8 protein-coding genes are annotated in these 12,053 nt (G+C 69.2%); 7 read left to right on the forward strand and 1 reads right to left on the reverse strand.

The features are described from left to right. Nucleotides 1-369: 369 nt before the first annotated feature. The 6 genes from AB0H00_RS17550 (at nucleotide 370) to AB0H00_RS17575 (ending at nucleotide 10,286) form a co-directional block, all read left to right on the forward strand. Nucleotides 370-3,240, forward strand: a complete 2,871-nt coding sequence (locus tag AB0H00_RS17550) for an SWIM zinc finger family protein (protein ID WP_357267103.1) — start codon at nucleotides 370-372, stop codon at nucleotides 3,238-3,240. Further along, on the forward strand, nucleotides 3,237-4,337 hold the full coding sequence (locus AB0H00_RS17555; protein ID WP_357267106.1) for an AAA family ATPase: 1,101 nt from the start codon (nucleotides 3,237-3,239) through the stop codon (nucleotides 4,335-4,337). The genes AB0H00_RS17550 and AB0H00_RS17555 overlap by 4 nt, the downstream gene beginning before the upstream one ends. A gap of 17 nt (nucleotides 4,338-4,354) precedes the next feature. After that, nucleotides 4,355-6,772 carry a DUF5682 family protein gene (locus tag AB0H00_RS17560; protein ID WP_357267167.1) on the forward strand — a complete coding sequence of 806 codons (2,418 nt, stop codon included), beginning with the start codon at nucleotides 4,355-4,357 and terminating at the stop codon, nucleotides 6,770-6,772. Then, nucleotides 6,769-7,929 (forward strand): VWA domain-containing protein, encoded by a 1,161-nt coding sequence (locus AB0H00_RS17565; RefSeq protein WP_357267109.1) that lies wholly within the window; start codon nucleotides 6,769-6,771, stop codon nucleotides 7,927-7,929. Before AB0H00_RS17560 ends, AB0H00_RS17565 begins: the two co-directional genes overlap by 4 nt. 319 nt (nucleotides 7,930-8,248) lie before the next feature. Then, nucleotides 8,249-9,478 carry an amidase gene (locus AB0H00_RS17570; RefSeq protein WP_357267112.1) on the forward strand — a complete coding sequence of 410 codons (1,230 nt, stop codon included), beginning with the start codon at nucleotides 8,249-8,251 and terminating at the stop codon, nucleotides 9,476-9,478. Between the two features lie 118 nt (nucleotides 9,479-9,596). Then, a complete protein-coding gene (locus tag AB0H00_RS17575) occupies nucleotides 9,597-10,286 on the forward strand; it encodes a TetR/AcrR family transcriptional regulator (protein WP_357267115.1) in 690 nt (229 codons plus the stop codon). A 28-nt stretch (nucleotides 10,287-10,314) separates the two neighbouring features. Here the strand turns inward: AB0H00_RS17575 and AB0H00_RS17580 are convergent, their stop codons facing one another. Next, nucleotides 10,315-10,827, reverse strand: a complete 513-nt coding sequence (locus AB0H00_RS17580; RefSeq protein ID WP_357267118.1) for a GNAT family N-acetyltransferase — start codon at nucleotides 10,825-10,827, stop codon at nucleotides 10,315-10,317. 69 nt (nucleotides 10,828-10,896) lie between these two features. Here AB0H00_RS17580 and AB0H00_RS17585 point away from each other — a divergent pair, with 69 nt between their 5' ends. Next, complete coding sequence (locus tag AB0H00_RS17585; RefSeq protein WP_357267120.1) at nucleotides 10,897-11,853, forward strand: LysR substrate-binding domain-containing protein; 957 nt, start codon at nucleotides 10,897-10,899, stop codon at nucleotides 11,851-11,853. Nucleotides 11,854-12,053 lie beyond the last annotated feature (200 nt).

Genomic DNA, 12,053 nt, shown 5'->3' on the forward strand with positions numbered 1-12,053 from the left:
CACAAGGAGTGCTCGGCCGAGCGAAGCCTCGGCAGACACCGTGCCCCGTGCGAATCTGCCCGCGGGGATGGATATGGTCATCGAAACGGCTCGGCTGTGTCTCGATGTCCACCCCTCGCCAACCCCGGCGGGCAGCTCGATGGTGTCAACACCCGTTCCGGGTGGCTCGGTCGAGCCGAACAGCACAGAATGCCAGAGCACATCGATCGGCGCAACATGGGCTCCGCTGACGAATGTGGCACGGCGACAAGAATTTTCGTGCCAGAAGCACCGGCGGCGCCGGCACGTGTCGGTGCGCTGCGGTAGAAATCCGGTCAACCGAGGAAGGAGGAAGGCGATGAGGCACCACCACCGAGCCAGAGCCCTCCGATGACAATGCCCTGGACCGAAGACCAGGTCAGGGCGCTCGCACCGGACGCCAGTTCGCTGTCCGCGGCGCGAAAGCTCGCGGACCGTTGGCGTGGCGCCGGGCAGCACGGCGTCGCGCTGTGGGGGCGGTGCCGAGGCAGCGGCGCGATGCCGTACCAGACGGTTGTCGATCTGTCCGGCCCCGCGTACAACTGCTCCTGCCCGAGCCGCAAATTCCCCTGCAAGCACGCGCTGTCGCTGTTGCTGGTCTGGGCGGCGGGCGAGGTTCCCGCGGTCCCGGAGACCGCGGACTACGCAGCGGCCTGGATCGGCGGCCGAACGGCGCGGTCGGCGTCCACCGCAGGGCGCGGTGCCCGCACGCCGAACCCTGCCACCGCCGAGCAGCGCAGGGTACGGGTGACCGCAGGACTGGAAGAACTCGATATCTGGCTCGGTGACCAGGTGCGCACCGGCCTTGCGCAGACGGACCGCTCGTTCCGCGCCTTCGAGGCCATCGCCGCCAGAATGGTCGACGCGCAGGCGCCTGGCCTCGCTTCGGCCTTGCGCCGACTGCCGACCACGGTGGTCACCAGGACCGACTGGCCAGATCTCGTGCTTCGCGAGTATGCGCGGATGCACCTCCTGGTCGCCGCGCACCGGCAACTCGACGATGTGACGCCCGCGCTGAGCGCCAGTATCCGCACTCACATCGGCTACCCGAATCCGGCCGACGCGGTGCGTGGCGAACCCGCGGTGCGGGACCGATGGATGGTGTTCGGCGTGTGGTTCTCCGAGGAGGAGCGTCTGTACAGCAGGCGCACTTGGCTGTACGGGCGGGCGACCAAGCGCTGGGCACTGATCGTCGACCACTCCTTCGGCTCTCCGAGCTTCCCCGCCGACATTCCCACGCTCGGTCAGCTCGCCGACGTCGAGCTGCACTACTACCCGGGGACCGCGCCGCTGCGGGCGCTCTGGGGCGAACGGCACGGCCCCGCCGAACCCTTCACCACGCTGCCCGCCGACGCGGACCGGCCGAACACCGTCGCGGCCGCGCTGGCCGACCACGCCGCAGCGCTCGGCGCTGATCCGTGGCTGCGCTCCTGGCCGATGCTGCTCGTCGATGTTATTCCCGCGTTGAACGAACAGGGCTGGTATCTCACCGAATCCGACGGCACGGCGCTGCCGATCGCTTCAGCCGACCAACCGTGGCGACTGCTGGCCGTCTCGGGCGGCCACCCGGTGACGGTGGCCGCCGAATGGAGCACCGACGGGCTGGTTCCGATCTCGGTGTTCGCGGCGGGCGAGGTCATCGACCTGGCTCCGACGGACCCCGTCGGCCGTCCGTCGAATTCCCCTACCGTGCCGGCTTCGAGCGCGGATTTGACTTCCGTAGCACTGCTGGGCACCGCACGCCGGACACCGGATCTCGACCGGCTGGCGCCGCCGGTGGCGCGCGCCGCGGTCCGGTTGCCGACCGACCCGGCGCTGCGGTTGCTGGAATCCGCTGCATTGCAGGACATTTTCGCGCGCGGCGCGGTCATGCCCGCGACCGCGACCGCGCCCGAACCCGCGCCGGACGACGGCCGCCGCCTGCTGCCCCGACCGGCGGCGGCACGACTGGCGCGCATGGTGCAGGAGCGCTCCGCCTTCCTCCCGGAATGGTTCGATGCGGCGGCGCCGCACGACTATCGGGCCCCGGACGCGCTGAGCGTGCGACTACTGGAGCACGCGAAGATCAACGCCGCGCTGCGCGAGTCGCTGCTGCGCCTGGCCGGTGTCCGCGGCAGCTGGCTGGCGGCGCAGCACCCGGAGTGGCGGAACCTGGTGCGGCAGCAGCCGACCGCGTTCGAGCATGCCGCGGCGACCTGGCAGTTCGGGCAGCCGGCCGAGCGGCGCGACTGGCTTGCCGAGCTCCGTCGTCGCGATGCCGCCGCGGCCGGAAAGCAGCTCGCCGCGGCATGGCCGAAGGAATCCGGTCCGCTGAAGGCGGAGCTACTGGCCGTGCTCGCCGAGGGCATCGGGCCGGATGACGAACCGCTGCTGGAGACGGCGCTGGATGATCGACGCGCCGATGTGCGCCGCACCGCGGCGGGATTGCTCGCACTACTGCCGGATTCCGCGTTCGCGCAGCGCATGCGAAACCGGGCAAGCTCATGGATCCGCGCCGAGCATCGGATGCGGCACACGAAGCTGGTGCCCACTGTGCCCGATGCGCTGGACGGACCCACCGAGCGCGACGGAATCACCGACCGCACGGTCGAATTCGCCTACCGTTGGAATGGTGCGCCCGACCTGCAGGCCGCCCGCTTGCGGCAGGTGGTCGCGGCGACACCGCTGGCGCACTGGTCGAGCCTGCTGGACACGCCGGAGCAGGCGGTGCGCACCACGATCGAGGACCGGTTCCGGCAGCCGATCTTCGATGGTTGGGTGGATGCCGCACTAGCACAACATGATTCGTCCTGGGCGCGCGCATTGTTCGAGGCGGGCGTGCCAACAGATCTGGCTATGCTTCGCCGACGTGAGCTGTTCGAGCTACTCCCGCTGCCCGACCGGACAGCGCATCTGTTGCGGCTGGACGGCTCCTGGCTCTCCGAGATCGAGGCACTACTGCCCGCGATGGGCCACCCATGGCCGGAAGCGCTGGCACAACACCTGATCCTGTTGCTGTTCGAGCGGGCACGGGCAGCGGCCCGCCGCCCGGACGCGCACGGCGCCTCCCCGAACGCGCACCGGTCGCTGCTCGCCACAGCCGCTGTACATCTCCCGGTCGCCGCCGCGGCCGCCGCCGCCGCGGTGGCCCGCCGATGTGACGATCCCGCTTGGGAGCGCGCCTTCGACCAGCTCACCCACGACCTCAACCACCGCTCGATCATGCTCGAGGAGTTGCAGTGACCACAATCGACCCGACGCCGAACCTCCTGCGCCCACACGCGGAACAGGCGTACGCCGACGAGCTGCGCACCCTCGCCGCCGCCGACGAACGGCCCCGGCCGCCGTCCTGGCGGTTGTCGCCCTGGGCGGTGGTCACCTACCTGCTCGGCGGAACTCTCGACGACGGCACCGTGATCACCCCGAAGTACGTCGGGCCGCGCAGGCTGGTGGAGGTGGCGGTCGCGACGCTGGCAACCGATCGGGCACTACTCCTGCTCGGCGTACCGGGAACTGCCAAAACCTGGGTCTCGGAACATCTTTCGGCGGCCATCAGCGGTGCGTCGACGCTGCTCGTGCAGGGGACGTCGGGCACGGCTGAGGAAGCGATCCGGTACGGCTGGAACTACGCGCGACTGCTCGCCGAAGGGCCGAGCGAAGGCGCATTGGTGCCCTCGCCGGTGCTGACCGCGATGCGTGCCGGTGCGATCGCCAGGATCGAGGAGCTCACCCGCATCCCCTCGGACGTACAGGACGCGCTGATCACCGTGCTGTCGGAGAAGACGCTCCCGGTACCGGAACTCGGCATCGAGGTGCAGGCGAGCAAGGGGTTCAACGTAATCGCCACCGCGAACAACCGCGACCGGGGCGTCAACGATCTGTCCTCCGCGCTGCGCCGTCGGTTCAACACGGTGGTGCTTCCGCTGCCCGCCAGCGAGGACGAGGAGGTGGCCATCGTCAGCAGGCGGGTCGAGCAGCTCGGGTCCGCCCTGGAACTGCCCACGGTGCCCGCCGCGGCCGAGGAGGTGCGGCGGGTGGTGCGGGTCTTTCGTGAGCTGCGCTCCGGCAGCACCGCCGACGGGCGGACCAAGCTCAAGTCGCCGTCGGGAACGCTGTCCACCGCCGAGGCGATCTCAGTGATCACCAACGGGATCGCGCTGTCGGCCCACTTCGGCGACGGGGTGCTGCGCGCCTCCGACATCGCAGGCGCCGTGCTCGGCTCGGTGATCAAGGACCCGGTGGCCGATGCGGTGGTCTGGACGGAGTACCTGGAGGCCGTGGTCCGCGAGCGGCCGGATTGGTCGGACTTCTACCGCGCCTGCCGCGAGGTCACCGGTTGACCTCCCGCACCGAAACAATGCAGCTGACCAGGGTGTTCGGCATTCGCCACCATGGTCCCGGCTCGGCGCGCTCATTGCGGCTGGCCCTGGAGGCATTTGGTCCCGACATGATCCTCATCGAAGGCCCCGCCGACGCCGACCCGCTGGTGGGCTACGTCGCGGCCGAAGGGATGGCGCCGCCGGTCGCGCTGCTGGCCTATGTCCCGGACGCACCGGCCAAGGCCGCGTTCTGGCCGTACGCGGTGTTCTCCCCCGAGTGGCAGGCGCTGCGGTACGCCGTGCGGCACTCCGTGCCCGTCCGGTTCTGCGATCTGCCCGCGACGGTCGTCCTCGCGGCGCAGGACGAGCCCGGCGACCGATTCGATCCGCTGAGCGCCTTAGCCGAGGCGGGCGGCTACGACGACGCCGAGCGCTGGTGGGACGCGGTCGTCGAATCCGTTCCCGACGCCGACGCGTTCGACCCCATCACCGAGGCGATGGGCGCGCTACGGGAATCCGCCGAGCAGATCGCGCGCGAGCAGCAGCCGGTGCCGGGCACCATCGAGCACGCACCGGCGAACACCGATACGGCGCACATCGAAGCGCACGACGAGCCGGCGCACAACAAACGACCGCCTGGCGTACCAGCTCACGACGGAGCTCCCGGCGGATCCACGAATGCCAGAGTGCCGGAGGCGAATTCGGTTGCCGAAGCGCTCTCCGACGCCGACCTCAGCCGACCGGTTCCGCCCGATCCGATCACCATCGACGCGCACACCTTGCGGCGTGAGGCCTATATGCGGCAGACCATGCGCAAAGCGCTGAAGGACGGGGCCGTCCGGCTGGCGGTCGTGTGCGGCGCATGGCACGCGCCCGCACTCACGGGCAAGCTCGGCCCCGCCGCGCCTGATACCCGTCTGCTGAAAGGGCTTCCGAAGACCAAAGCCCGGCTCACCTGGGTGCCGTGGACGCATTCGCGGCTGTCCACGACCTCAGGATACGGTGCGGGCGTCACCTCGCCAGGCTGGTACCACCACCTGTTCACCGAGACCCAGCAGCCGATCGTCCGGTGGCTGACGAAGGTCGCCGGTGTGCTGCGCGCCCATGATCTGCCCGTTTCCAGTGCACACATCATCGAATCCGTCCGGCTCGCCGACACTCTGGCCGCGCTGCGCGGCCGCCCGCTCGCGGGGCTGTCGGAGGTCACCGAGGCGACCAGGTCGGTGATGTGCGCGGGCGACGAGACGATGCTGCGTCTGGTGGTCGGCGAGCTCGTCGTCGGCGAGGCGCTCGGCAGCGTTCCCGAGGGCACACCGACCGTGCCACTGGACGCGGACCTACGCGCCCAGATCCGGTCGCTGCGCTTGAAGCAGGAACCGCATGCCCGCACCATAGACTTGGACCTGCGCAAGCAGCGTGAGGTCGAACGGTCGCGACTCCTGCACCGGCTGCGCGTGCTCGAGATCGGGTGGGGAACGCTCACCACGAGCGAGGTGCGCGGCACTGGCACCTTCCGGGAGACCTGGACGCTGGAATGGCGGCCCGAGTACACGATCTCGATCATCGAGGCCTCCCGCTGGGGCACCACCATCCGCACCGCCGCCGAGGCGAAGATCCTCGACACCGCGAGCCGGGCGGAAAGTACCGTCGGCGAGTTGACCGCCGCGCTGGAGGTGGCCCTGCTCGCCGATCTCGGCGGCGCCACCGACGGGCTGATCGTCCGGCTGGAATCCGCCGCCGCGCTCGACCACGACGTCACCCACCTGCTCGCCGCCCTGCCCGGCCTGATCAGAACAGTGCGCTACGGCGACGTGCGGGGAACCGACACCAAGGCACTCGGGCAGGTGGCCGATGGACTGCTCGTCCGCATCTGCGCGGGCCTGCCCGCAGCGGTGACGGGGTTGGACACCGACGCCGCCGCCGAACTGCGCACCCTGCTCGACATGGCACACACCGCCATCCACACCAGGGACGACAGCTGGGCGACCAACGAGTGGCTGGCCGCGCTCGGCCGTGTCGCCGACCGCGACGACGTGCACGGCGCCTTGGTGGGGCGGGCCGTCCGGCTACTCGCCGACGCCGGGCGCATCGGCGACGCCGAGTCCGCGCGCCGGCTCGCCGCGGCCCTGTCGGTCGGAGTCACGGCCGCGGCCAAGGCGGCGTGGATCGACGGGTTCCTCGGCGGCCGCGGCTTGCTGCTCGTGCACGATCGAGAGTTGTTGCGGCTCATCGATGACTGGCTACGCGACCTCGGCGACGATGCGTTCGTCGAAACGCTGCCGCTGCTGCGCCGGACCTTCGGCGCGTTCGAATCCGGCGAGCGCCGCGCGATCGGGCAGGCGGTGCGCGACGGCGGCTCTGTCACCGCAGCAGCGGGGACCACGGCGGAATTCGACGTGGAGCGCGGAACGATCGCGGTGCGCACCGCCGCGGAGATCCTGGGGGTGACGGTATGACCGCCGACGACACCCAGGCGCGGCGTTGGCGTTTGGTGCTCGGCGCGGCGGCCGAGGAAGGTCTCGGCGGGCTAGGTTCCGCCGAGGACGCGGCCATGGACCGCGCGTTGTCGGCGCTGTACAACACCGAAGACGACCAGTCGCCGGGCAAGCGCACCGGCGGGCTGCAAGGCTCGGCGCCGCGGGTCGCCCGCTGGCTGGGCGACATTCGCGGCTACTTCCCCGGCACTGTCGTCGAAGTGATGCAGCGCGACGCCGTGCAGCGGCTGAACCTCACCCAGCTTCTGTTGGAGCCGGAGTTGCTCGAAGCGGTGGAACCGGACGTGCACCTGGTCGGCACATTACTGAGCCTCAACGGGGTGATGCCCGAGACCACCAAGGTGACCGCGCGCATGGTGGTGGAAAAGGTGGTCCGCGAGATCGAGCAGCGCATCGCGGCGCAGACCGTCGCCGCGGTCTCCGGTGCGCTGAACCGCGCGGCCCGTGTCACACGCCCACGCCTGCGGGATATCGACTGGGACCGCACCATTCGCAAGAACCTCGCGACGTATCTACCCGAGCACCGCACCGTGGTGCCGGAACGCTTGGTCGGCTACGGGCGCAAGGCGCAGGCGGTGCGTCGTGACGTGGTGCTCGCCATCGATCAATCCGGGTCGATGGCCACCAGCGTCGTGTACGCGTCGGTGTTCGGCGCGGTGCTCGCCTCCATGCGGTCGCTGCGGACCTCACTGGTGGTCTTCGATACCGAAATCGTCGATCTCACCGACAAACTCGACGACCCGGTCGAGGTGCTGTTCGGCACCCAGCTCGGCGGCGGCACGGACATCAACCGGGCCCTCGCCTACTGTCAGTCCCTCGTCACCCGGCCCGCCGACACGCTGTTCGTGCTCATCTCCGATCTGTATGAGGGCGGCATACGCGACGACATGCTCCGCCGTGTGAACGCGATGAAAGAGTCCGGCGTCCAGATCGTCGTCCTGCTCGCCCTCTCCGACGACGGTGCCCCAGCCTTCGACCACGACAATGCCGCCGCCCTCGCGGCCCTCGACATTCCCGCCTTCGCCTGCAGCCCTGACAAATTTCCCACCCTCCTGGCCTTGGCCCTCGACCGCGGCGACATCCAAGCCTGGGCCGGCACCAATGCCGCCCACCGCTAGCCCACCACCGGATCGGGCTACCTCCGACCGGCGCACCGAGTCGCCTCGACGCCGCCGGGGCAGCGCCGAGGCGACTCGCTCAGCTGCCTGCGGAGTAGCTGCTGTCCCCCTGGACCAGCGACAAGATCTGGACGGCAAGCGAGAGCAGCGTATTCAGGATGGCAAGCGGATCCACGGCGACTCCTTGTCCGAACTGGCAATCAAGATGGGCCCCGTGATCGTACTGGTGAATAGAACACCCTTCGGGTGAGCGCCGCGCGGCGAGTATGACGACCACTGACCTGCGCCGCCGACGGGAACCGTCGACAGCGCGGCGCGCGTGACGGTCAAAGAGTCCTACAACATCGCCGGGCTACCCACGACCTGGGGCATGCCGACGCACCGGGACTACGTGCCTGCCGAGGACGCGGTACAGGTGTCGCGGCTGAAGGCCGCCGGCGCGGTGCTGCTCGGTAAGACCAACGTGCCGTTCATGCTGCGAGATATCCAGAGCTTCAACGAGATCTACGGCACCACCAACAACCCGTGGGATCACGGCCGCACACCGGGCGGATCCTCCGGCGGATCAGCCGCAGCCCTGGCGTCCGGATTCGGTGCACTGTCCATCGGCTCCGACATCGGCGGTTCGCTGCGCACCCCCGCGCATTTTTGCGGCATCTACGCACACAAGCCGACATACGGGCTGGTGGCCAGCCGCGGTCATGTCCCGCCGCCCGCGCCGGCACTGCCGTCCGACCGCGACCTCGCCGTCGTCGGTCCGATGGCACGCACCGCCCGCGACCTCACGCTGCTGCTGGAGGTGATGGCTGGACCGGACCCGCTGACGCTCGGCGTCGCGTTCGACTTGACCCTGCCGGCCGCGCGCCACGAGCGGCTCTGCGACTTCCGCGTCCTGGTCCTCGACGAGCACCCGCTCATTCCGACCGGATCCGCTGTGCGGACCGCCGTGAACCGAGTCGCCGACGCGCTCGTCGTCGCCGGCGCCCGCGTCGAACGGCACAGTCCGCTGCTGCCCGATCTGACCGAAGCCGCGACGCTCTACACACAGCTACTGCTTTCGAACCTCGCCGCAAGCTATCCCGCGGACAGATACGAGCAGCTACGGACCCACGCCGCCGGACTGAACGCGGACGACCAAGGTCTCGACGCGGCGCGGTTACGTGGCGGCGTGTTCAGCCACCGCGACTGGATCGAGGCGAACAACCGTCGCGAACTCCACCGCCACGGCTGGCGGCAGCTGTTCACCGAGTTCGATGCCGTGGCGTGTCCGATCACGCCGACTCCCGCGTTCCCACACGACCACAACCCCCAACCGGAGGAACGCCGGATCGACATCGACGGCGTCGCGTACCCGTTCGGCGACCAGCTCGTCTGGGCCGGTCTGGCCACCATGCCCGGTCTGCCTTCCACCGCCATACCCGCGGGCCGATCCCCCGAGGGCCTGCCGGTGGGGGTGCAGCTCATCGGTCCGGTGTTCGAGGACCGCACCCCGCTGCGGCTGGCCGAACTGCTCGAGCAGACGATCGGCGGCTTCCAGGCACCGAAATAAGGCGGACTTCCCGGATGCCTGTCGGATCCTGGCTCCGACAAAGGCGACGCCGGCCAAGTTTTCCTGTCGCCACCACAGCAGAAATCGGGAAGGCCGTTCCAGTTAGTAGAGTGTAGGTATGACGCCGCCCGCAGCCTCCGCCGCAGTCTCAGGCCAGCAGTCCGAAACCGCCCTGCGCGCGGACGCCGAGCGCAACCGCGAGCGCATCATGCAGGCCGCCCGCCGCTTGTACGCCACCGAGGGCCTGCGAGTGTCCATGGCCTCGGTCGCCCGCGAGGCCGGCGTCGGCAAGGCGACTCTGTCCCGCCGCTTCGCCACCCGCGAGGACCTCATCAACGCCGTCTTCGCCGACCGCATGGACGGCTACGCCACCGCCACCGCCGAGGCACTCGCCGACCCCGATCCCTGGCACGGCTTCATCCGCTACACCGAGTCCGTCTGTGGGATGCAGGCCGCTGACCGCGGCTTCGCCGACGTCCTGACCATGACCTTCCCCACCGCCGAGACCCTGGAGGCGCGGCGCGCCGAAGCCCACCACGGCTTCCTCGAACTCATCGCCCGCGCCAAGGCCACCGGTCACCTGCGAACCGACTTCACCTCGGAAGATCTCGTCATCCTGCTCATCGCCAACGCCGGCGTCATCGCCGCCACCGGCGACGACGCGCCGGACAGCTGGCGCCGGCTCGTCGGACATATGCTTCGCGCCTTCGCTTCCCCCGACGCCCCCATCCCACCGATGCCAGAAGCACCCACGTCTACTGCCCTCTACCGCGCCATGACCCGCTTCGGGCAACCCACCTCGAACTAGCCTCGAGGTGTTGATTCAGCGGCAGCGGTCAGCTCAGCTCGTACCGCATGAACACGTCCGCGCGCTGGTACGGCATCGGCCCGATCTGATCGCTCGGCACATGCACGAAACCGATCGATTCGTACAGATGCACCGCGTTGGGCAGTTTGGTGCTGCTGCCGAGGAACAGCGCTTTTACGCCGCGGCGGCGGGCATAGTCGATGGCCGCCCGCAGGATGAGCCGGCCGAGGCCACGGCCACGGCGGTCCCGCGCCACGGCCATCTTCGTCAGCTCGAACACGCTGTCGCCCTCCGGCATCAGTGCCACACATCCGACGATGTCCGCGCCGTCGCGGGCGATCAGCACCTGCCCGCCCTTGGCGACGATCTCACGCTCCGGGTCGTCCAGTTTGGCGGAGTCGGCGGGCTCGAGCGAGAACAGCTCGACAATCCAGTCCTCGTTGAGCTTCTTGAACGCCTGGGCGTCGACCGGGCCCGACATCGGCTCGATGACGATGGTGTCGGCCCACTGGGCGGCTGTGCGTTCGGTCTGCTGTATCACGTCGTCAGCATGCCCGGCATCGAATCATCACGTCCAATACTTGATAGGTCCAATTGATAACCTCTACTTATGACTGATGGGGTGGAGCTACGGCACCTGCGCTACTTCCTGGCAGTCGCCGAGGAATTGCATTTCGGCCGGGCGGCTACCCGGCTGCACATTGCTCAACCCGCGCTGACCCAGCAAATTCAGCGTCTGGAGATGTTGCTGGGAACTCGCCTGTTCGACCGCACCTCGCGCAGCGTCGCCCTCACACCCGCCGGGGAAGTCCTGCGCGAGCGCGCCGCGGCGATCCTCGGTCACGCGGCCCGCGACCTCGACGAGGTCGCGGGCATCGGTCAGGGCAGTCAGGGTCGGCTCTACCTGGGCTTCGTCCCGTCGGTGCTGCCGCTGAAACCGCTGCGGAGCGTCCGGCAGTTCCGGGACCGCTATCCGCTGGTCCACATTGAACTCATCGAGGGTTACACCAGCCACATGGTGGCTCAGCTCAGTCATGGCGCGCTCGACATGGCAATCGTGCGGGATCCCGACGATGAACCAGGCATCGTCGTGTTCCCGCTGGCCACTGAGCCGTTCATGGCGGTACTGCCGGTCGACCACCCGCAGGCGGACCGCACCGTCCTCACCGGCCCCGAACTCGCCGACGACCCGTTGGTGTTCTTCCCTCGGGCCGCCGGCGCCCATGCCCACGACAAGAACCTGAGGCCCTTGGTGGAGGCCGGCCGCCGGCCCCGCATCGTGCAGGAGGGCAATAACTGGACCACCATCCTCTACCTCGTGAGTGAGGGGCTGGGCGTCACCATCGCGCCACGCAGCGCGACGTTCACCGCGCCGCAGTCGGTGCGCATCGTGCCGCTCGCCGAAACCGACGCCACTACAACGGTTTACGTGGCGCACCGGGTCGATGACGATCGGGCTCTCGTGCGCAACTTCCTGGCGCTGCTGCCGAACGGTGAGGCTCAGCCGAGCGGCCGGGAGGCTCGGAAGGCGGGCGCGACAGCCCATCTCGCGACAGTGGTCGAGTAGTCGCCCGCACACATCATCGTGCCGATTGCCACGTATCCGATCCGCAGTGGCACTGAGGTTCGAGCTGGCCACTCTTGGTTGGCAGCCCGCGGAACGTCCGCATTCGCCCTTGGTCTCAATGGGTCAGCGCAACACTGGAATCTCCTGGTGAGGAACGGATGTGATGCGCGATGGCTTCGAGCAGACCACTGTCGGAGAAA

The sequence above is a fragment of the Nocardia sp. NPDC023852 genome (genome assembly GCF_040639505.1).
Classification (GTDB): Bacteria; Actinomycetota; Actinomycetes; order Mycobacteriales; family Mycobacteriaceae; genus Nocardia.